General features: G+C 60.4%; 19 protein-coding genes. 9 read left to right on the top strand and 10 right to left on the bottom strand.

Features of this window, described 5'->3' with window-relative positions; all coding sequences use genetic code 11:
- Positions 1-64: 64 nt before the first annotated feature.
- Positions 65-388 carry an FAD assembly factor SdhE gene (locus tag G405_RS0100185; RefSeq protein ID WP_022699473.1) on the bottom strand — a complete coding sequence of 108 codons (324 nt, stop codon included), beginning with the start codon at positions 386-388 and terminating at the stop codon, positions 65-67.
- A gap of 71 nt (positions 389-459) precedes the next feature.
- Positions 460-1,176 carry a cytochrome b/b6 domain-containing protein gene (locus G405_RS0100180; RefSeq protein WP_022699472.1) on the bottom strand — a complete coding sequence of 239 codons (717 nt, stop codon included), beginning with the start codon at positions 1,174-1,176 and terminating at the stop codon, positions 460-462.
- A 218-nt stretch (positions 1,177-1,394) separates the two neighbouring features.
- Here G405_RS0100180 and G405_RS0100175 point away from each other — a divergent pair, with 218 nt between their 5' ends.
- From G405_RS0100175 to G405_RS0100165, 3 genes are all read left to right on the top strand, one after another.
- Positions 1,395-1,841: a helix-turn-helix transcriptional regulator gene (locus G405_RS0100175; RefSeq protein WP_051143323.1), complete on the top strand. Its 447-nt coding sequence runs from the start codon at positions 1,395-1,397 to the stop codon at positions 1,839-1,841.
- Between the two features lie 65 nt (positions 1,842-1,906).
- Positions 1,907-4,000, top strand: coding sequence for an ATP-dependent DNA helicase RecG (gene recG / locus G405_RS0100170; protein WP_022699470.1), 2,094 nt, complete (start codon positions 1,907-1,909; stop codon positions 3,998-4,000).
- Between the two features lie 185 nt (positions 4,001-4,185).
- Positions 4,186-4,398, top strand: coding sequence for a cold-shock protein (locus tag G405_RS0100165; protein WP_028284420.1), 213 nt, complete (start codon positions 4,186-4,188; stop codon positions 4,396-4,398).
- A gap of 79 nt (positions 4,399-4,477) precedes the next feature.
- Here G405_RS0100165 and G405_RS14560 read toward each other — a convergent pair whose 3' ends face one another.
- Positions 4,478-5,206 (bottom strand): DUF502 domain-containing protein, encoded by a 729-nt coding sequence (locus G405_RS14560; RefSeq protein WP_051143354.1) that lies wholly within the window; start codon positions 5,204-5,206, stop codon positions 4,478-4,480.
- A gap of 118 nt (positions 5,207-5,324) precedes the next feature.
- On the opposite strand from G405_RS14560, the gene G405_RS0100155 reads away from it, so the two are divergent.
- Complete coding sequence (locus tag G405_RS0100155; RefSeq protein ID WP_028284419.1) at positions 5,325-6,539, top strand: DUF3089 domain-containing protein; 1,215 nt, start codon at positions 5,325-5,327, stop codon at positions 6,537-6,539.
- Here the strand turns inward: G405_RS0100155 and rfaE2 are convergent, their stop codons facing one another.
- Both rfaE2 and kdsA read right to left on the bottom strand, forming a co-directional pair.
- Positions 6,540-8,009, bottom strand: a complete 1,470-nt coding sequence (gene rfaE2 / locus G405_RS0100150) for a D-glycero-beta-D-manno-heptose 1-phosphate adenylyltransferase (protein ID WP_022699467.1) — start codon at positions 8,007-8,009, stop codon at positions 6,540-6,542. It abuts the gene before it with no gap.
- A 17-nt stretch (positions 8,010-8,026) separates the two neighbouring features.
- Positions 8,027-8,887: a 3-deoxy-8-phosphooctulonate synthase gene (gene kdsA, locus G405_RS0100145; RefSeq protein WP_022699466.1), complete on the bottom strand. Its 861-nt coding sequence runs from the start codon at positions 8,885-8,887 to the stop codon at positions 8,027-8,029.
- Positions 8,888-9,012: 125 nt separating this feature from the next.
- On the opposite strand from kdsA, the gene G405_RS0100140 reads away from it, so the two are divergent.
- Genes G405_RS0100140 through G405_RS0100125 form a run of 4 tightly spaced genes read left to right on the top strand, consistent with a single transcriptional unit; the run spans position 9,013 to position 13,928 of the window.
- On the top strand, positions 9,013-10,455 hold the full coding sequence (locus G405_RS0100140) for a cryptochrome/photolyase family protein (RefSeq protein WP_022699465.1): 1,443 nt from the start codon (positions 9,013-9,015) through the stop codon (positions 10,453-10,455).
- Positions 10,452-11,813, top strand: a complete 1,362-nt coding sequence (locus G405_RS14555) for an NAD(P)/FAD-dependent oxidoreductase (protein ID WP_022699464.1) — start codon at positions 10,452-10,454, stop codon at positions 11,811-11,813. The genes G405_RS0100140 and G405_RS14555 overlap by 4 nt, the downstream gene beginning before the upstream one ends.
- A gap of 1 nt (position 11,814) precedes the next feature.
- A complete protein-coding gene (locus G405_RS0100130; protein WP_051143322.1) occupies positions 11,815-12,636 on the top strand; it encodes a DUF1365 domain-containing protein in 822 nt (273 codons plus the stop codon).
- A gap of 47 nt (positions 12,637-12,683) precedes the next feature.
- Positions 12,684-13,928 carry an SAM-dependent methyltransferase gene (locus tag G405_RS0100125; protein WP_022699462.1) on the top strand — a complete coding sequence of 415 codons (1,245 nt, stop codon included), beginning with the start codon at positions 12,684-12,686 and terminating at the stop codon, positions 13,926-13,928.
- Positions 13,929-13,946: 18 nt separating this feature from the next.
- Here the strand turns inward: G405_RS0100125 and G405_RS0100120 are convergent, their stop codons facing one another.
- From G405_RS0100120 to G405_RS16235, 4 genes are read right to left on the bottom strand one after another with little or no spacing between them, the layout of a single operon-like run.
- Positions 13,947-14,750 (bottom strand): SDR family NAD(P)-dependent oxidoreductase, encoded by an 804-nt coding sequence (locus G405_RS0100120; RefSeq protein WP_022699461.1) that lies wholly within the window; start codon positions 14,748-14,750, stop codon positions 13,947-13,949.
- A 12-nt stretch (positions 14,751-14,762) separates the two neighbouring features.
- Entirely contained in the window at positions 14,763-16,292 is a 1,530-nt protein-coding gene (locus G405_RS0100115; RefSeq protein WP_022699460.1) for a cryptochrome/photolyase family protein, read from the bottom strand.
- On the bottom strand, positions 16,292-16,993 hold the full coding sequence (locus tag G405_RS0100110) for a DUF6134 family protein (RefSeq protein ID WP_022699459.1): 702 nt from the start codon (positions 16,991-16,993) through the stop codon (positions 16,292-16,294). Before G405_RS0100110 ends, G405_RS0100115 begins: the two co-directional genes overlap by 1 nt.
- Before the next feature lie 22 nt (positions 16,994-17,015).
- Positions 17,016-17,675 carry a cupin domain-containing protein gene (locus G405_RS16235; protein WP_022699458.1) on the bottom strand — a complete coding sequence of 220 codons (660 nt, stop codon included), beginning with the start codon at positions 17,673-17,675 and terminating at the stop codon, positions 17,016-17,018.
- Positions 17,676-17,816: 141 nt separating this feature from the next.
- Between G405_RS16235 and G405_RS0100100 the strand changes: the two genes are divergently transcribed.
- Positions 17,817-18,824, top strand: a complete 1,008-nt coding sequence (locus G405_RS0100100) for a cysteine synthase A (protein ID WP_022699457.1) — start codon at positions 17,817-17,819, stop codon at positions 18,822-18,824.
- A 9-nt stretch (positions 18,825-18,833) separates the two neighbouring features.
- Here the strand turns inward: G405_RS0100100 and G405_RS0100095 are convergent, their stop codons facing one another.
- Positions 18,834-19,895 carry an amino acid ABC transporter substrate-binding protein gene (locus tag G405_RS0100095; protein WP_022699456.1) on the bottom strand — a complete coding sequence of 354 codons (1,062 nt, stop codon included), beginning with the start codon at positions 19,893-19,895 and terminating at the stop codon, positions 18,834-18,836.
- Positions 19,896-19,952 lie beyond the last annotated feature (57 nt).

The raw sequence follows: 19,952 nt of genomic DNA, 5'->3' as shown, positions 1-19,952 counted from the left end.
AACGTCGCGCTCGATCCTCTCTGGATCCCGGTCTTCACCGGGAAAGAGGGCAAATGCTGACGGTTTAGCTCGACGGGCCGTCGCCCTCGGCGGCGAGCGCCTCATAATCAAAGCTTTTCAGCGCATCCAGCACCGGGCCGTCATAATTGGCCGGAGTCTCGATCGTGCCGCAGATCCAGGCGTAGACCTCGGTGTCGGGCGCATCGAGCAGACGCTCAAACTCATCCACCTCGTCTGGCGACAAGTCATAGAGCTTGGTGTCCGCGAAGCGTCCCATGATCAGGTCGGCTTCCTTGAACCCTCGCCGCCAGGCGCGAAACGTCAAACGCTTCAGCCGCGCTTCAGGGTCCAGGGGCGTATTCGGATCGGAGAAAGGATTATCACTCATGTGAGCGCATATAGCGCGCGGAGGGGCGCGGGTGAAGGGCTGCGCCTTCACCCGGTTCAAGCCTGTTCAGATCAGGGGCGTTTTCGACCGGTTATCATGGAGGCTGGCAGGTTCTCACGATGCACGAGGCTTGAGACCAGCACGCCGATCACATGGATCCCGGCGAGCGCGAGCGTGATGTAAACAAAGATCGAATGGAGCGACTCGTATAGCTCTTCTGCGCCTTCGTCGCCCGCTTCTCCGGCTTCATAGCGGTCGTCATGCTCTTCATGTTCATCGTCATAATCTTCATAAGCTCGCGTCTGATGGTCTTGCGACGCCTCGCCGAGTTCCGGCACAGGAGGGCCTGAGCTCGCCATGATCCCAGCAAGCGGGCCTGCCCCGTCTTCGATCGCTTGCAAGGCGAGACCGGACACCATCACGCCTGACAGAGCGATCAGCAAAGCCACCGTCATGGCGCCGCCAGCCGCGTTATGGCCAATGGAGCGTTTGGCTTCGCCCTTGAGCAGGCCCGAGACATAGCGCCAGACCGACCCTGGGCCTTTGACAAAACTGGAGAACCGGGCGTGTCGAGTGCCGACAAAACCCCAGATGACTCTCACAATAACGGTGATCCCGACGATGTATCCGGCCCAGATGTGGACGTTGGGCACTTCATCGCCAGTGAAGTATGCGGTCAGGACTCCGATGACGATAACCCAGTGACCGATCCGTACGACGGGGTCCCAGACCTTTACAGTGGTCAGTTCGTGCGAACCTGATCCGTCTGCTTGTTGGTTGTTGCTCATATCGCTCTCCAGTTGACGCTGACGGTCGAGGATTGCGCTTGCGGTTTTCCCTGCTCGTTTCCTCGGTCGACGGCTGTGGATCAGTGCTGGCGCGAACAGAGAGCAAGGGCCATACGTCTTTTGACAGTTCCCCCGGTCCCGCGTGTGAATGGAGGCGTCCTATGTCGGAAAACAGATCCCAGAGGCTTATCCACATTGTCACATCAGGCGTCTTCGGTTTGATCGCGTTGCTGATAGCCGCTGACCTTCTGATTGACGGGCGTGAAGGCGTGAGCCTGACCCATCTGATGCTTGAAGGGTTTGTCCTGGTGGCGGCGCTGGTCGGAGCGGGTCTGACCTTGCGCCGTTTTTTGCAAGTCAATCGGGATCTGGTCATCGCGCGACGCGACACAATCCATTGGCGCGATCAACACCGCGCGCTCGTGCAAGGCCTGAGCGCGGCCATATCTGATCAGTTTTCGGCCTGGAACCTGACCCCGTCAGAGACCGAAATCGGCATGCTCTTGCTCAAGGGGCTTTCACATGCCGAGATCGCAGACATTCGCGGCACGTCAGAACGGACGGTTCGGGAGCAATCGCGATCCCTGTACCGGAAGGCGGGGCTGGAGGGTCGGGCGGACCTGGCCGCGTTCTTTCTTGAAGACCTGTTGCCGCCCCAACGCTGAAGGCGGGTGCGGTTGGGTGAAGGGCGAGACTTTCGCGAATCCAGTTCACGGGCGATGTTAGCGACATGCGCCCACAATCGCTCTTCCCGCTGTTTGCTGATCTGACCACGCTGAAAGGCGTGGGGCCTCGGCTTGCGGCCTTGATGGAGAAGGTGGCGGGGCCGCGGGTGAAGGATCTGATCTTCACCGCGCCCACGGGGCTGGTGGACCGGACGCACCGGGTGTCGATCTCTAATGCCGGTGACGCCGGAAACCAGGTGCTGGTCAGCATCGAGGCGGAGGTGGAGGCCCATATCCCCCGCCCCACCATGAAGCAGCCCTACAAGGTGCGCATGCGCGACGAGACGGGCTGGCTGCATCTGGTGTTTTTCAACGCCAAGTCCGATTATTTGCGCCGCATGCTGCCCGAAGGCTCAACCCGGCTGGTGTCAGGCAAGGCGGAGCGTTTCGCCAGCGAGATCCAGATGGTGCATCCCGATCTGATCGCCGACCCCAAAGAGGTCGAGGACAAGGATCTGTTGCAGCCGGTCTATCCGCTGACGGCGGGGCTCTCGATCAATGTGATGCGCAAGGCGATGGCTGAGGCGCTCGGCACCCTGCCCGATCTGCCTGAATGGATCGATCCGCCACTGAAAGCGCGCGAGGACTGGCCGGGCTGGCGTGAGGCGCTTTTGGAGCTTCACGCCCCGCAATCAAATCTTGATCTGGAGCCCGGCGCGAGGGTTCGCAAACGTCTCGCTTTTGACGAGCTGTTCGCCCACCAGCTGGCTTTGAAACTGGCGCGGCGCGATCGCAAGGCGCGCAAAGGCCGACCTTTATCGGGAGACGGCGCCCGTGTGGCGCAAGTCCTCGAGCATGCGCCCTTCACGCCGACCGGCGCTCAGATGCGCGCGTTTGAGGCCTGCAAGACCGATATGGACAGCGCGCAGCGCATGATGCGGCTGGTTCATGGCGATGTGGGCTCGGGCAAAACCTTCGTCGCCGCGCTCTGCGCCGCCCATGCCGCCGAAGCCGGGGTGCAGACTGCCCTGATGGCGCCGACTGAAATCGTCGCCCGTCAGCACGCCAAGGTGATGAGCGACTTGCTCGCGCCCGCCGGGATAACGGTCGTGGCGCTGACCGGACGCGACAAGGGCAAGGCGCGCAAGGAGTTGGAGGCGCAGATCGCCTCAAGCGAGGCGCAAGTGGTCTGCGGCACTCACGCCCTGTTCCAGGACAGCGTGGAGTTCGCCGATCTGGGCCTGGTGGTGATTGACGAGCAACACCGTTTTGGGGTGTCTGACCGCCGCAAGCTGACCATGAAGGGCCGTGCGCCGGATGTGCTCGCCATGTCCGCCACCCCTATTCCGCGTACGCTGACGCTCGCGGCGTTCGGTGATCTCGATGTCAGCCGTCTGGATGAAAAACCCGCTGGCCGCATTCCGCCTGACACCCGCGTCGTGTCCGGCGAACGGCTCTATGAGATCGTCGAAGGGCTCAAGCGCGCTCTGGCCAAGGGTGAGCGCGCCTATTGGGTCTGCCCGCTGGTGGAAGACAGCGACACGTCCGATCTCGCCGCCGCCGAAGCGCGACACCACATGCTGTCGGAAATGCTGCCGAACGCGCGCATCGGTCTGGTGCATGGCCGCATGCCGGCGCGCGACAAGCAAAAGGCCGCCGAGGATTTCCGCGCTGGCGAGATTGATGTGCTGGTCGCCACCACTGTGATCGAGGTCGGTGTGGATGCGCCGGACGCCACCATCATGGTGATCGAGCACGCCGAGCGGTTTGGTCTGGCGCAGCTCCATCAGTTGCGCGGGCGTGTGGGTCGGGGCGACAAGCCCTCCACCTGCCTCTTGCTCTATCATGGCCAGCTGGGCGAGACCGCCCGGGCGCGGCTCGAGATCATGCGCAATTCCGATGACGGCTTCGTCATCGCCGAGGAAGACTGGCGCTTGCGCGGCTCGGGTGATCCGCTGGGGCTGAAACAGTCGGGCCTGCCGGATTACCGAATCGCCGATCTCGCCGCTCATGCCGACCTTCTGGAACTCGCCAGCGACGCGGCGCAGTATGAAGCCGCCCGTGACGACGTGTTCGCCGGAGAGCGTGGAGAGGCCCTGCGCACCTTGCTGTACTTGTTTGAACGCGATGAAGGCGTGCGATTGATGCGGTCGGGATAGACCGGGCCGCAGATTTCTCTGGCTATCGGCTTCGGTCTGTAGTATCTAATCGCCATCGATACATGGCCAGGTTTTCGGTCACCGCGCTTCGGCGCTGATTCCACTCCCTCCAAATGTCGATGTCCGCCATGCTCTTATTCGGAGGGCGTGGTGATTATCTCTTGTCTAAAAAAGGACATTCATCAATGGCTACCGGCATTGTGAAGTGGTTCAACGCCACCAAAGGCTACGGTTTCATTCAACCTGACGACGGTTCCAAGGACGTGTTCGTGCACGCGTCCGCCGTTGAGCGTGCGGGCATGCCCGAGCTCACCGAAGGTCAGCGCATTTCTTATGAAGAAGAGCGCGACCACAAAAGCGGCAAAACTTCCGCAGGTTCGCTTGCGAAAGCCGACTAATCTGATCTGAAAAGATTTGGATGAAGAGCCCCCCGGATGGATCATCCGGGGGGCTTTTTTATGTCGCTATCTCGAAAACTCAGGGCTTCGGGGAATCAGGGTCTTCAGACTCGGGCGCATCGCCGCCCTGGGTATCGTCGGGCATCAGGCCAGCGCCGGCCTTGCCCGGTTCGGCTTGCGGGATCGCGCCGTCCGGCAAGCGATCCGGCGTCACCATGCCGAAGGAAATGATCAGCTTGGCGGCTTCCTCCACCGTCAGGTCGAGCGCGATCGCCTTGGAGCGCGGCACGAACAGCAAGAAGCCCGATGTCGGGTTTGGCGTGGTCGGAATAAAGACGCCGATGACGTCATCGCCCTTGCCCACGACCGAGCGGATGACGCCGCGGCCGGTCGAGGCCACGAAAGCGACCGCATAGCTGCCCGCCATGGGGTATTCCACCAGCACCACTTCCTTGAAGGAGTTCTGTTGGCCCTGGAAGACCGTCTCGACGATCTGTTTGAGTGCGGCGTAGATATTGCGAATTAGCGGCACGGAATTGAGTACGCGCTCGCCCAGATCAAGCAGGCTACGGCCGAAAATGTTCGCCGCCAGCGCCCCCAGCAAGGTCAGTCCCAGCACCGCGATCAGAAGCCCCATGCCGGGTATGGCGAAGGGCAGATAGCTTTCAGGATTGTAGCGGGCCGGAACCAGCGGCTTGATCACCTGGTCCACAAAGGTCACGAAGCTGTAGATCAGCCAGAAAGTGATGCCGATCGGGGCGGCGACAACGACGCCGGTCAAAAAGCGATTGCGTAGCCAGCGAAGCACGTCGCTCAACTCCTGTTACAGCGTCCAGAGCGGACGCCTCTCTGCAATGCCCGCGAATATGGGAGGAATCAAGGCTCCCTCTTGCTGACGTCCCAGTTGCAAGCGTATGAGTGTGAGCATGAACGGCCCCTTCAACATCCCCCTCACCGCCTGGTTGCGCTGGCTCCTGTTTGGCGCTTTGGGCGGCTTTGTTCTGCTGTCCGCGTTGAGCGCCTTCGTTTTACGCGACCAGATCTTCCAGACGTTTCTGGATCCCGGCGTGCCGTTTCAGACCTATCAACGCCCCCCGGCCCCCGATTACACACAGGATGAAGCCTGGGCGGCGCGACCGGACGTGCGCTTGCCTGACGAGGCAGGGCATCCGGCGGTCTTTTTCATTCATCCCACCACCTATGACGGCGGCAGCCACTGGAATGCGCCCTATGATCGGCCGCAGGAAGCGGTGGAGTTGTCCCAGATCATCCTGCCGAACTACGCCGCGCCGTTCCTAGTTCAGGATGTGGAGCTTTATGCGCCGCGCTATCGTCAGGCGTCGCTCTATACCTTCATGAATAATCGCGAGGATTCAGTCCTGGCGCGGGAGCTGGCGCAAACGGATATCCAGCGCGCCTTCACCCAGTTTCTGCGCGAGACGGATCCCGAGCAGCCTTTCTTCATCGTCGGTGTGGGCCAGGGCGGCGCCATCGCGCTGGACGTTCTGGCGCGGCGAGTTGCGCCTGACCCTGCAGTGCGCCGGCGCCTGACAGCCGCCTACATCATCGAGGCGCCGACGCCTCTGGATCTTCTGGCTGGGCCGCTCTCGACCGTTCCGGTGTGCACAGATCCGTCCGAGGTGCGTTGTCTGGTGGGCTGGGTCGCCGTTCGCCCGCAGGAGACAGCCCGCATCGAGGCTTTGACGCAGCGCTCGCGAGCGCTTGATTCCCGAGGGCGGCTGCCCCCTGTCGAGGACCGGGCTCTGTTGTGCGTCAATCCTGTGTTGTGGACCGCGAATGAGGACTATGCCCCTGCACGATTGCATCGGGGCGCGGCTGCGGCGGAGGGCTTGATGCTGACGGATGCGCCCTCGCCCATGACCAACCAGACGGGCGCGCAATGCCAGGGCGGCTTGTTGATGATTGATCAGCCGCGCGCCAGCGCCTTGCGCCGGCCCGGGCGCCTTGCGGAGGATCGACGGGTGCGTCCCTCCAACCTGTTCTACATGGACATCCGCGCCAATGCTCAAGCCCGGTTGGAAGTGATGCGCGCGATCATGGCCGATGAAGCGCGTTACGCCCCGCCGCTTGATGCGCCGCTTGAGGTTGAGGTCGCCCCTATCACGCCCATTGATGGCTAGTTACGGATCGCCCTGCCGCAAGCGATTGACGATATTGGTGGTGGAAAGCCCGTCCATCAGCGGCGCAAGGACGATTTCCCCGCCAGACTGCCGGATGAAATCTGCGCCGGGCAGTTCGTCCGCCACATAATCGGCCCCCTTGACCATGACATGGGGGCGGATTTCCGAGATCAGCTCTGCAGGCGTGTCTTCATCAAATATCACCACCCTGTCCACCATTTCGAGCGAGGCGAGCATGGTTGCGCGGGTGACCTGATCATTGATCGGGCGGTTCTCACCTTTCAGGCGTTTGACCGAGGCGTCAGCGTTCAATCCGACGATCAGACGATCACAGACCGAAGCCGCATGGCGCAGCACGGACAAATGCCCCGGATGCAGCAGATCAAAGCAGCCATTGGTAAAGCCCACTTTCAAACCGCTCGCACGCCAGTCCGCCGACAGCGCCGCCATGGCCGGGCGGGACATGATGCGCCAGTCCGGCGCTTCCTCACCCGCTTGTGCAGCATCGAGCACTTCTTCGGGCGAAACGGTGGCTGTTCCCGGCTTGCCGACCGCAACGCCTGCAGCAAGATCGGCGAATTCCATCGCGTCCTTCAAAGACGCGCCGGCCGCCATGGCGAGAGACAGTCCGGCAAGCGCCGTGTCGCCAGCGCCTGAAACGTCATAGACTTCGCGAGGGCGAGATCGGTGATGATGAATGGCGCCGGTTTCATCCAGCAAGGTCATGCCAGCGCCGCCACGTGTGACCATGACGGCCTCAGTGCGCGACAATTGCGCCTTGAGGGCTATCAGCGCTGTCGCCGCGTCGTCATCACTGGAGACGGTCAGTCCGGTTTCGGCTTCAAGTTCGCCGGCATTGGGCTTGATAATGCTGGCGCCGTCATACCGGCTGTAATCATGACCGCGCGGATCGACGCTGACAGGCTTGCCCGCTTCGCGCGCAAGAGCGATGGCGGCTTGCACCAACTCACGCGTCACCACGCCACGACCGTAGTCAGAAACAATCAGAATATCAGACTCTTCAATCGCATATTTAATGTGATTTAAGAGCTCTGAAACCGTGTCGCTCCGGATCGTCTCTGTCGGGTCGCGATCAACGCAGAACATCTGCTGATTATTGGAGACATAGCGGATTTTAGACGGCGTTGGGCGCTCAGGCGTCCGGACGACTCCCTCCGCATCGCCACAGGCGGCCTTGACCAGGTCAATCGCAGCGTCGCCGTCAGCGTCAGTCCCGGCGACGGAAATCAGGCGCACTTCAGCGCCGAGGCTTGAGAGATTACGCGCAAGATTGCCTGCGCCGCCCAGCATCGCCGTGCGTCGCTTCTCTGACAGGATCGGCACCGGCGCTTCTCGCGAAATGCGATGGGTGTCGCCATAGACAAAGCTGTCATACAGCAGATCGCCGAGCACCATGGCGCGGCGGTTTTGTATGGCGGCAAGAAGGTGCGCAGCCCGTTCACGCAACATGGCGCTCTCCAGAGCGATTAGAGTTGAATGACGGGATTGGACTTGGCCAGCGCGTCAAAAGCCATCAGATCGCGCACAACCTCTTCAAACCGGTCGAGCGGGATCATGTTCGGGCCGTCAGAGGGCGCATTATCCGGATCCGGATGGGTCTCCATGAAGACGCCCGCTATGCCCAGAGAGACCGCCGCCCGCGCCAGATGCGGCGCGAACTGACGTTGACCGCCGGAGGATCCGCCCTGCCCGCCCGGTTGCTGCACGGCGTGGGTGGCGTCCATGACGACCGGCGCGCCGGTCTGTTTCATGATCGGGAAGCTGCGCATGTCCACCACCAGCGTATTATAGCCAAAGCTGGCGCCGCGTTCGGTGGCGATCACATTGGGGTTCCCGGCGCCGGTCAGCTTGCCGATCACATTGGGCATGTCCCAGGGCGCCAGGAACTGGCCTTTTTTGACGTTGATCACCTTGCCGGTTTCCGCGGCGGCGATCAGCAGATCGGTCTGGCGGCAGAGAAAGGCCGGGATCTGAAGGATATCAGCGGCTTCGGCGACGATGGCGCATTGCTCTGCGGTATGAATATCCGTCAGCAGCGGCAGGCCGCTGGTTTCCCGAATCTCGTTGAAGACCTCCATGGAAGCCGACAGGCCCAGGCCCCGTTTGCCGGACAGGCTGGTGCGGTTCGCTTTGTCAAACGAGGTCTTGTAGACGAGGCCCGCGCCTGTGCGGTCCGCGATCTCCTTGAGCGCCATCGAAACCTCAAGGCCATGCTCGCGGCTTTCAAGCTGGCAGGGACCTGCGATAATGGTGAGCGGCTTCTCATTGCCCATTTCCAGCACGCCGCCCTTGGGCAGCGGAATTTCTACGACGGCGTTCGGATTCATGAGAAACGCTTCTCCACTTGGCGTTGGGACAGACGGCTATGTGTGTCAGCCCCTGATCCAGAGGATATAAATCACCGTATAGCCTGACACCATACCTCGTCCCAGAACGCGTGCATTGCAAACCCATGACTGATTTGAAAAAGCCTGTAATTGTCTGGTTTCAACAAGACCTTAGGCTGGCCGACAACCCCGCCTTGCAAGCCGCCGCGGCCACGGGCGCGCCTGTTCTGCCTGTCTATATCCTCGATGATGACGCACCGGGTGCGTGGAAGCCTGGCGGCGCGAGCCGGTGGTGGCTGCATCATTCGCTCACATCACTGGCTCGCGATATCGAGCAGCTGGGAGGGCGGTTGATCTTCCAGAAAGGCCCTGCGCAGTCTTGCCTCGAGGCGCTGATTGAGGATGTCGGCGCTGACGCGGTGTTCTGGAATCGCCAGTATGAGCCCTGGGCGCGCAAGCGCGATGAATCCATCAAATCAGCGCTGAAAACGGCCGATGTGAAAGCCCGCTCATTCAATGGTTCGCTGATTGTGGAGCCGTGGGATATCGCGACGAAAGCCGGCGCGCCCTACAAGGTTTTCACGCCCTATTGGCGCTCCCTGAAAGCGGGTCATGCGCCGTCCGAACCGACCGCTCGCCCGGACGCGCTGAGGTTTCAAGACTATCAAGGCGGTTGCGCGCTGGAAGCCTTGAAGCTCTTGCCGACCAAGCCTGACTGGTCAGGCGGGCTCGATGACAACTGGACGCCTGGCGAGGCGGCGGCCCATGGCCGGCTGGGTCAGTTTCTCCAGCACAGCGTCACTGCGTATTCAGATCGCCGGAACCTGCCCGCTGAGCATGGCACTTCGAAATTATCGCCGCATCTGCATTTCGGCGAGATCAGCCCCAGACAGGTCTGGCACGCGGTCAAACGCTCTGATCACGCGCAATCAGAGGGCGCTGACACCTATCTCAGCGAAATCGCCTGGCGTGAGTTCAGCTATAACCTGCTCTATCATTTCCCCGACCTGCCCGAGGCGAACTTCCAGTCAAAATTTGACGGATTTGAATGGACGGGACAGGAGAAAGATCTTGAGGCCTGGCGCCGGGGGCGCACAGGGTATCCGATCGTGGATGCTGGCATGCGAGAGCTTTGGGCTACAGGCTGGATGCATAATCGCGTCCGCATGATCGTGGCCAGCTTCCTGATCAAGGATCTGATGATTGACTGGCGTGAAGGCGAAGCCTGGTTTTGGGATACGCTGGTTGACGCCGACCTGTCGAGCAATTCAGCGTCCTGGCAGTGGACGGCCGGGTCAGGCGCGGACGCCGCTCCGTATTTCCGGGTTTTCAATCCTGTCGGACAGTCAGAAAAGTTTGATCCGGATGGCGACTATCTTCGTACGTGGTTACCAGAGCTGACGAAATTACCAAACAAGGCGATTCATGCCCCCTGGATGGCGGATGCGTCGGTTCTAAGACAAGCCGGTGTTCGCTTGGGGGAAACGTATCCCGAGCCGATCGTCGACCATGGTGAGGCGCGCAAACGCGCCCTCGCCGCCTTTGAAAAGATCAAGGACTCCGCATGAGCCCGATTACGCCTTTGCATTCCCGCCCCTTGCGCATCGCTGTGATCGGCGCGGGCGTTTCCGGTCTCGGCGCCGCTTGGGCGTTGCGCAACGTCCATGACGTCACAGTCTTTGAAAAGCGCGATCGGCTGGGCGGACACGCCAACACTGTGCGCATTGATTATGATGGCGCGCAGATTGACGTGGATACGGGCTTCATCGTCTTCAATCCGCTCAACTACCCCAATCTGATTGCCTTGTTCGAGCATCTCGGGGTCGACAGCCATCGCACTGATATGAGTTTCGGTTTCAGCCTGGACCGGAGGTTCGAGTGGTCTTCAAATGGGCTCAAGGGCCTGTTCGCCGATCCCTCCAACCTGTTCAATCTGCGCTATCTGGGCATGTTGCGCGATATCCTGACCTTTAACAAAGCCGCCCAGAAAGATCTGGAGACTGGCGGGCTTGAGGGCTTGAGCCTGGGTCAGTATCTGGACCGTCTGGGAATGGGGGACGCGTTCCGTTCGCAATACCTCCTGCCCATGGGGGCTGCGATCTGGTCCACATCTGAAGCGGGGATGTCGGACTATCCCGCTGAAACCTTCGTGCGCTTTTTCAAGAACCACCGCCTGATGCACGCCAGCCGACCCAAATGGAATACGGTCAAAGGCGGGAGCCGCACCTATGTACAAAAGCTGGAAGCGGACCTGATCGAGGCTGGCGTCGAATTTCAGCCGCAGGCCACCGCCCTCCGCCGCACAACAGACGGCGTTACCCTTGAAGATGAAAACGGGAAGACGCACCAATTCGATGAAGTCATCCTCGCTTGCCATTCCGATCAGGCCCTGTCCTTGCTGACGGACGCGGATGAGGATGAGCGTCAGCTCCTGGGGGCGATCCGGTATGGCGCAAACGAAGCGGTCTTGCATTGCGATACGACCCTCACCCCGGCTCGTAAGGGCGCTCAAGCGGCCTGGACCTATCTGCGCGAAGGCGGAGACGAAGCGGCTGTCACCTACGATATGAACCGTTTGCAAGGCATTCGATCAGACAGGCCGCTCTTTGTGACGCTGAACCCCGTCCGTCAGCCCCGACCTGAAACCGTCTTTGGCCGTTATCAGTACGACCATCCGCAATTCAATGCGCCGGCCCTCGCCGCGCAGCGGATCTTCAATTCCATCCAGGGCGTACGCAAGACCTGGTTCGCGGGCGCCTGGCTGGGCTATGGGTTCCACGAAGATGGCTTGCGCGCCGGTTTGAGAGTGGCCTTGCGCTTGGGCGGTCAGATTCCGTGGAGTTTTGCAGAAGGCGATGTGGATGGCGGCGCCTGGGCGCGATCGGCTGAGCCGTCGCGTCTGAAAGCCCATGTCGCGGCTGAATAACATGACGCGCGACACTCAACCTGCGGGCTGCCTTTACATCGGCAAGACGGTGCATGAACGCCGGGCGCCCTTCCTGCATCGGTTCAGCTACAGGTTGGCGTCAGTTCTTCTGGACCTCGACCAACTCAAGGCGGCGGATCAGGTCAGCGCGCTCTTCTCTGTCGGGCGGTTCAACCTCTACAGCTTTTATCCCAAGGATCTCGGTCCGCGCGACGGCGGCGATCTGTCGTCCTGGGCGCGCAACCTGTTTGCGTCATCCGGGGTCGAGGTGGATGAACAAGACCAGATCTCCCTGCTTTGCGCTCCGCGTGTGCTGGGATACCAATTCAACCCCTTGTCGATCTATTTCGCCCATGACGCTGAAGGTCAGCTCAAGGGCCTGATCTATGAAGTCCACAATACCTTTGGCGACAGCCATTGTTATGTGGCGAAGGCCAGTGAGGGGTCACGCCAAACCCACGACGCAGAGAAGATCTTTCACGTCTCCCCCTTCTTCGATCTGGGCGGACGCTATGAGTTCACGCTGCGCGAGCCTGATGACACCTTCCATCTGACGATTTTCAAACAGCGTGAGGATGGCCCGGATTTTCTGGCGACCATGGCCATGAAGCGCGCGCCGCTCAGCACCGCGCGGCTCGCGCGTTTGTTTCTCACGCAACCGTTCTCAAGCCTCAAAACCATCCTGGCCATTCACTGGGAGGCCTTGAGGTTGTGGATCAAGGGCGCGGTCTATCACAAGCGAAACCCGCCACCCGCAGACGCCTCAATGGCGCATCCCGTTTCCCGACCCTCGCGCGCTGAATTTGGCGCCGCGCCCGATTAATTGTAAACTTGACGTTACACGCAAATGCGTAACCGACGGAGCCGCCAATGACCGACTTCGCCGCCACCCCGCTGGTGCGGGCTGACTCTCCGGCTGTGATCGACCGCCTCAAGGGCGTGCCGCGGGGGGTGCGTTTAACCCTGCGCATGTTGTTGAAACTCAAAGTCGGGACACTGACCGTTGTGCTGCCTGATAGTCGCGCCGTTCAGTTTGAAGGCCAACGTGAAGGCCCTAACGCCATCATTGAGCTGGCCAATTACGCTGTCGTCCGAAAGGTGATTTCGGGCGGCGATGTCGGCTTTGCCGAAAGTTATATGGACGGCGACTGGACGACGCCGGATCTGGCGGCCGTCCTGACCGTGTTTTCCGCCAATCTCGATGAAATGGCCCATATTACGCGCGGCGGACCGATCACACGGTTCTTCCACTGGCTGTACCATTTGCGGCGCGCCAATACGAAGAGCCAGGCGCGCAAGAACATCGAAGCGCATTACGATCTGGGCAACAGCTTTTACGAGCTGTGGCTGGACGAAACGATGACGTACTCGTCAGCGCGGTTCACCGATGGGGCGCAAACCCTGAAAGACGCGCAGACCGAGAAATACGCTGCCCTCGCCCGCTCCATGGATCTTCAGCCCGATCATGATGTGTTGGAAATCGGTTGCGGCTGGGGCGGGTTCGCAGAATTCGCCGCCGGCCAGATCGGCGCGAACGTCACCTGCCTGACCCTGTCTCCGGCGCAGCGTGATTACGCTTTGGCGCGGATGGAGCGGCTCGGCCTCTCAGACAAGGTGACCATCAAGCTGCAAGACTATCGCGACGAGACGGGCGTTTACGACCGGGTCGCCTCGATCGAGATGTTTGAAGCGGTTGGTCAGGAATTCTGGCCCAGCTTTTTCGATAAGGTGTCTGCGGTTCTCAAGCCCGGCGGCAAGGCGGGGCTCCAGATCATCACCATTCGCGACGATCTGTTTGAAACCTATTCAAAGCGCGCGGACTTCATCCAGCGTTATATTTTCCCCGGCGGCATGATGCCGAGCGTGGAGAAACTGGAAGCCTGCTTTGAAACTGCGAAGCTTGATCTGGTGAAAACCGATCAGTTCGGCCTTGATTACGCGGACACGCTCAAGCTCTGGAAAGAGCGCTTCGACGACGCGTGGCCGACCATTGAGCCCATGGGGTTTGATGACCGGTTCAAATGCATGTGGGATTTCTACCTCGCCTATTGCGAGGCGGGCTTTCGGACCGGCCGTATCGATGTCGGCCAGTTCACCATTAGCCGCGCCAGATAAGACACGAAAAAGCCCGCATCATGCGGGCTTTTTTGTTTCCGGCGGCTTGTCCCAGCTCGTTTGTTTTCGGACCAGTGCGATGTGCCAATCGCGCGGAAGCGCGTAGATCAGCTTCAACATCCAGGTGAAGCGTTTGGGAAAGGTGATCTCGAACCCTTTACGGTTCATCCCTTTGCAGATGCGCTTGGCAGCGGTTTCCGCGCTCACCATGAAGGGTTTGGGGAAGGCGTTGTCATCCTGAGCCGGGGTGTCGACAAACCCGGGCGTGACGCACTGGACTTTCACCCCATAGCGATGAAGCTCAATGGCGAGCCCCTCGGCCATGTTCAAAAGCCCTGCTTTTGTCGCGCCATAGGCGGTCGCGGTGGGCATGCCGCCAAAGGCCGTGGCGGATGAGACGATCACAAGCTGGCCCTTGCCGCGCTCACAAAAAAGCGGCGTGAGCGCGCAAACGCAGGCGGCCGCCCCCTTCAGGTTGACGTCAAACGTCTTGGCGTAATCCTCAAAGCGTGGGTTTTCCGCGTCGATCGAGATATAGACGCCGGCATTGAGGATCGCCCGTGCGATCGGTCCATGGTCAGATTCAATTTGAGCGACTGCGGCGGAGACTGCGCGATCATCACTGATATCCACGGGATAGGCGAAGACCTGACCGGGATGGCGGCGTGACAGCGCATCGAGCTTGTCCGCGCTGCGGGCCGAGATCGCGACGCGCCAGCCCTCCTTGACCAGATCGGCGAGCAAGGCTTCGCCGATCCCGGAACTCGCGCCGGTGAGCCAGCACACGCCATCAGCAGGCGTCGGTATTGAAGGCGCTGTCATGGTGTTCAGTCCTTACTCGGCAATGCCGATGCGTTTGAAAAACCGTTGGCTATCTGCGGCGATGGCATCGGTCTTTTCGTCCGTCATCCGATCCAGCGTCTTGTAGATCATAGATAAACGGTGATTGCCCTTCAGCCGTTCCCGATTTTCGATCAGGAAGTTCCAGTACAGATAGTTGAACGGGCACGCTTTCGGCCCGTTTTTCTTGGTCACTGCATAGCTGCAGGATTTGCAACTATCGCTCATCTTGTTGATATAACTTCCTGATGCGGCGTACGGCTTGGTCGCCATCAAACCGCCATCGGCATAGAGCGCCATGCCGTGGGTATTGGGCGCTTCCACCCATTCATAGGCGTCCGCGTATACGGCGAGATACCAGTCATTGACCGCCTTGGGATCAATACCGGCAACCAACGCGAAGTTTCCTGTCACCATCAGCCGTTGAATATGATGCGCATAGGCGTGTTTGCGGGTCGTGGTGACGACATCACGCACGCACGCCATGTCGGTGTCCGCTGTCCAGTAGAAGTCAGGCAGCGGACGCTTGGCCTCAAGCGCATTGCGCTCAAGATAGTCCGGCATGAACCGCCAGTAGATTCCGCGAACATATTCACGCCAGCCCAGGATTTGCCGAATGAAGCCTTCCACCGCGTTCAGCGGGGCGTCGCCCTTTTCATAGGCCGCCTCCGCCTTTCGGCAGGCCATGAGTGGGTCGAGAAGGCCGATATTGAGATAGAGCGCGATGACAGAGTGAAACAGGAAGGCCTCGCCCTGTTTCATGGCGTCCTGGTAATCGCCAAAGCTGGGCAGGCCGTTGTGTAAAAACCAGTCCAGTTGCGCGTCCGCATCTTCGGCCGTGACGGCGTAACCAAAGGGTTCAAGATCGCCGAATTGATCAGGAAACTGTTCCGCGACCAGCTCAATGACCTGCCGGGTCATCGCATCAGGCTCGATCCAGGCGCGCTCGGGAAGGGTCACATCAGCGGGCAGTGATTTGCGGTTGTCCTGATCAAAATTCCATTGCCCGCCAGCGGGCTTGTCGCCCTCCATCAAGATACCCGTCTCCCGCCGCATCTCGCGATAGAAATACTCCATGGTGAGGCGCTTGCGTCCGTCCGCCCACGCGTCAAACCGGTCCAGCGAACAGATGAAACGGTCGTCGCGACGGATTTGAACGGGTATATCAAAAGCGTCCGACCAGCTCTCAATATCCGTCTTCAAGCGATATTCGCCCGGAGAGGTGGTGACGACCGTATCAAAGGCCTGTGTCTCAAGCGCCCGAGCCACTTCTGATTTCAACGCGCCGGTGTTGTCCGGATCGTCAAACCTCACATAGCGCACGGACTTGCCGCCCCCTTCCAGGCTGGAAGCGAAATGGCGCATGGCGGAGAAGATGAAGGCGATCTTCTTGGCGTGATGAGGGACGTATGACGCTTCTTCAGCGACCTCCGCCATCAGTATCAAATCGCCATCGCTATAATCAGCTAGGCTGGCGATGGATGCGCTGAGCTGATCGCCGAGAACAAGTCTGAGCGCAGGCATCAGCCCCTCAAAGGATCAGCACGGCGTTCATAGCGAATGGTCTGGCCCCTCGCCTCAAACTGGCAGCCGGCCCAGCGACCGTTTTCGTCATACCACAGGTCTACGGTCAGATCGCTGGAGAGCCGATAGCGATGGGCGGTGATGCGCGCGCCATCGGCCGCCAGCATTTCCTCGCCCAGATAATCCACCGTCACATCCAGCTCACTGCCATGTTCGGTGTTCAGGATGTCGTAGGCGCCTGTGCGATAGCCGCGCCAGTGCGAGCTGGGCAGAACCGAGAGCGGAAACTCGAGTGAAATTGCGCCCGCATCCGGGGTTTCACCCTCCACATCCAGACCCTCATTGGTGGTTTGAGCCTGCACACGATAGGTCTCGCCATCCTTGAAGGTTTCTGCGTTCAGTCCGATCAGCTGGCCTTCACGCCAGCGCTCAGTAGATTGGTGCTCATAGCGAAAGACGGTGATCGGCCCCAGACCGGCGCGAAGCTCGATGTCGACGGAGACCAGCAAATCATCCCCGTCCTGCTCGAAATGGACGGCGTGCGTGCCCATACGCTTGTCGCCATCGCGATAGACATCAAAGACAATGCTCTCGCCCGCGTTCGGCATGGGAGTGGGCGAAGGCGCGTTATCAGCGGAGCCCCATGCGGCGCTCGTCAGCACAGCGCCTGCGCTCAAGGTCGTCATGATCAGTCGCAGCATGGTGAAACCTCCAAACAAAGGATCAGGACCGGTCCCAGCCCAGGACGCGGCTGGCCAGTGAGATGACCGGGTGTGTGAACTGCAGGCGTCCCATTTCAACCGACAGGCAAATGCAAGGACCGTCCGCATGAGCGCGTGGATTATGCGTCAGGGACGGATCGGCATGACAGACATCGCCCGCGCGATAATCCGCGTGGCCATCATTGAAACCACCCTTCAACACCAGGGTCAGCTCTTCAGCCTGGTGAGTGTGTTCGGCGACGCCGCGCCCGGACGGCAGGCTGAGAAGGCGCACATGAACGCCATCTTCTTCCAGGGGCTCTAGCGGCATTTCCTGAATTCCGCCCATCTTGTTCATCCAGATGGGATGCGGATGGTAGCTCAAGACACGCTTGAGAGTATCGGGCAGGTCCAGGTTCAATTGATCAGACAGACGCGGACGCTGAGTAGCGGGAGCATGCGACAAGCCGCCCAGTTTTTGAGACAAAGCCTCAAAGGCGCCGACATTCATGGCGGCCGGCTCTGTGTCTTCAAGCAGACCGCCCATGACGTGCTCAGCCTGATGCAGCAAGGTGTAGGCGCTCGCATTCATCTCTGCGTGGCAGGCGGCGAGAACCTGCACCGCTTTGGGCGCTGCGCCGCTGGCCACGTCCACCATCCATGCTGCGTCAAGCGTATGCATTTCGGTCACTCCAATTGTTCGTATCTTCTTACGCAGACGCGACGAAAACGGATCACGCCTGTGTTAAGGCGAGCCCGTTTGATTGCAGCCAGGTCAGACAGCTCCTAACTTGGCGCTCAGAACGCTGAAAAGAGGCTCGCCATGATCCCCCGCCCCGCCCGCTCTGTCATTGATCTCATCGGCGATACGCCGCTCCTTCGTCTAAACAAGGTGTCTGACGCAACAGGATGTGAAATCCTGGGCAAGGCCGAGTTCCTCAATCCGGGCGGATCGGTGAAGGATCGTGCGGCGCTTGGCATCATACGCGAAGCGGAAGCCAGCGGCGCGCTCAAACCGGGCGGGACCATTGTGGAAGGCACCGCCGGCAATACCGGCATCGGCCTGGCCATGGTCGGACGCGCTTTGGGCTACAAGGTGGTGATTGTATTTCCGCGCACCCAGTCACGGGAGAAAGCGGACGCCATCCGCCTGATGGGCGCCAAGCTGATCGAAGTGGATGCCGTCCCCTATTCCAACCCCAATCATTATGCGCGCTATTCAGGCACGCTGGCGGAAGAGCTGAACGCGACTGAACCCAATGGCGCGATCTGGGCGAACCAGTTTGACAACACCGCCAACCGTCGCGCCCACGCCCAGACCACAGGCCCTGAAATCTGGGAGCAGACCGGCGGCAAGGTGGATGCCTTTGTGGCGGCGGTCGGATCCGGCGGCACGATTGCGGGCGTGTCAGATGCGCTGAAAGCCAAGAATGACGCCATCAAGATCGCCCTCGCAGATCCCGGCGGCGCGGCGCTATACGGCTATTACGCCCATGGCGAGCTGAAAGCTGAAGGCAATTCAATCACCGAAGGCATCGGACAGAGCCGCATCACCGCCAATCTGGAAGGCGCTCAAATCGATGAAGCTTTCCGCATTCCGGATGAGGAAGCGCTAGGCATTCTCTATGATCTCGTGATGGAAGAAGGCCTGTGTCTGGGCGGTTCAGCTGGCGTGAATATCGCCGGCGCGGTCCGCCTGGCCCGCAAGATGGGGCCGGGTCACACGATCACGACCATTCTTTGCGACCATGGATCACGCTATCAGTCCAAGCTCTACAACCCCGACTTCTTGCGTGAAAAAGGCCTGCCGACCCCGCCCTGGCTCGATTAGACGGAGCGTTCAGCGCACGGGCGGAGCATACAGCAGCCCGCCCTGGTTCCATTGGGCGTTCAGTCCCCGCTCTAGCTGAAGCGGGGACGCTTCACCCAGATTGCGTTCGAACATCTCGCCATAATGGCCACCTGCAGCGATCGCTCGCCGCGCAAAGTCCTCGTCAACACCGAGACTTAAGGCGATATCTTCATCCAATCCCAGAAGTCTGCGGACTTCCGGACGGTTTGAAATCTGGCCCGGCTCTGAAAGCTGGCTTTGCGTAACCCCGTATTCTTCGGCCGCAATAAGCGCCATCAGCACCCATTCCACCGCCATTTCGAACCGGGGATCGCCGGCTTTCACCACGGGCGTCAGCGGTTCCTTGGAAATGACGTCAGGCAGGACCATGTGCCGGTCGGGTTCAGTGAGGCTGCGTCTGAAGCCGGCCAGGCGTGAGACGTCGCTGGTGAACGCATCACATTCCCCCGCCTCATACGCTATGCGGGCGTCCGCGACGGTTTCAACGGATACGGTGGTGAAATTCAGCCCGTAGCGTTCTGAATAATCGTCGAGATTAAGCGCGCTGGTGGTCTCGGGCTGCACGCAGATGCGCGCGCCGCTCAGCTCCTGCGCTGAGGTGAGGCCCAGGTCGGCCGGGGCCAGAAAGCCCTGGCCATCGTAATAATAGACGCCTGTAAATCGCACTGCTTGAGTGGCTGCCCGCGACAAGGTCCAGCTGGTGTTGCGCAACAGGATGTCCACATCGCCGTCCCGCAAGGATTGAAACCGGTCGAGGGTTGTTGTCGGCACAAACTGGGTGCGGTTGGGATCGCCAAGAAAAGCGGCGGCGTAGGCGCGGCAGAGATCGACCTCGAACCCGCTCCACACGCCGTTTTCGTCAGTTTCTGCAAACCCCGTCAGCCCGGTGTCGACGCCGCATCTGAGCACGCCGCGATTCTGTATATCGGCCATGTGCGAGCGGGATGCCGCCACATCGCTTTGGGAAACCGCGAAGCCCAATGCAAACGCGGTCGCCCCTTTTGCGAGGCGACGCGGGTCCATCAGGTCGAACAAAGACGCTGGCGTCATCGGTCCAACCGCCTTACATGCTGAAATCAATACCTCAGGTGTAACGAAGAGAAGGGA

The organism is Oceanicaulis alexandrii DSM 11625 (genome assembly GCF_000420265.1).
Classification (GTDB): domain Bacteria; phylum Pseudomonadota; class Alphaproteobacteria; order Caulobacterales; family Maricaulaceae; genus Oceanicaulis; species Oceanicaulis alexandrii.
Note: the sequence above shows the minus strand (reverse complement) of the source record. Positions and strands in the feature narration are given on the sequence as shown.

What these genes read in the sequence shown, in the direction of transcription:
- G405_RS0100155 (WP_028284419.1), top strand. Translation starts at nt 5,325, where the DNA reads ATGAACGGCCCCTTCAACATCCCCCTCACCGCCTGGTTGCGCTGGCTC.
- G405_RS0100185 (WP_022699473.1), bottom strand. Translation starts at nt 388, where the DNA reads ATGAGTGATAATCCTTTCTCCGATCCGAATACGCCCCTGGACCCTGAA.
- G405_RS0100095 (WP_022699456.1), bottom strand. Translation starts at nt 19,895, where the DNA reads ATGACGCCAGCGTCTTTGTTCGACCTGATGGACCCGCGTCGCCTCGCA.
- G405_RS0100165 (WP_028284420.1), top strand. Translation starts at nt 4,186, where the DNA reads ATGGCTACCGGCATTGTGAAGTGGTTCAACGCCACCAAAGGCTACGGT.
- kdsA (WP_022699466.1), bottom strand. Translation starts at nt 8,887, where the DNA reads ATGAATCCGAACGCCGTCGTAGAAATTCCGCTGCCCAAGGGCGGCGTG.
- G405_RS0100130 (WP_051143322.1), top strand. Translation starts at nt 11,815, where the DNA reads ATGACGCGCGACACTCAACCTGCGGGCTGCCTTTACATCGGCAAGACG.
- G405_RS0100120 (WP_022699461.1), bottom strand. Translation starts at nt 14,750, where the DNA reads ATGACAGCGCCTTCAATACCGACGCCTGCTGATGGCGTGTGCTGGCTC.
- G405_RS0100140 (WP_022699465.1), top strand. Translation starts at nt 9,013, where the DNA reads ATGACTGATTTGAAAAAGCCTGTAATTGTCTGGTTTCAACAAGACCTT.
- G405_RS0100180 (WP_022699472.1), bottom strand. Translation starts at nt 1,176, where the DNA reads ATGAGCAACAACCAACAAGCAGACGGATCAGGTTCGCACGAACTGACC.
- G405_RS0100100 (WP_022699457.1), top strand. Translation starts at nt 17,817, where the DNA reads ATGATCCCCCGCCCCGCCCGCTCTGTCATTGATCTCATCGGCGATACG.
- rfaE2 (WP_022699467.1), bottom strand. Translation starts at nt 8,009, where the DNA reads ATGTTGCGTGAACGGGCTGCGCACCTTCTTGCCGCCATACAAAACCGC.
- G405_RS14555 (WP_022699464.1), top strand. Translation starts at nt 10,452, where the DNA reads ATGAGCCCGATTACGCCTTTGCATTCCCGCCCCTTGCGCATCGCTGTG.
- G405_RS0100125 (WP_022699462.1), top strand. Translation starts at nt 12,684, where the DNA reads ATGACCGACTTCGCCGCCACCCCGCTGGTGCGGGCTGACTCTCCGGCT.
- G405_RS16235 (WP_022699458.1), bottom strand. Translation starts at nt 17,675, where the DNA reads ATGCATACGCTTGACGCAGCATGGATGGTGGACGTGGCCAGCGGCGCA.
- G405_RS0100110 (WP_022699459.1), bottom strand. Translation starts at nt 16,993, where the DNA reads ATGCTGCGACTGATCATGACGACCTTGAGCGCAGGCGCTGTGCTGACG.
- G405_RS0100115 (WP_022699460.1), bottom strand. Translation starts at nt 16,292, where the DNA reads ATGCCTGCGCTCAGACTTGTTCTCGGCGATCAGCTCAGCGCATCCATC.
- recG (WP_022699470.1), top strand. Translation starts at nt 1,907, where the DNA reads ATGCGCCCACAATCGCTCTTCCCGCTGTTTGCTGATCTGACCACGCTG.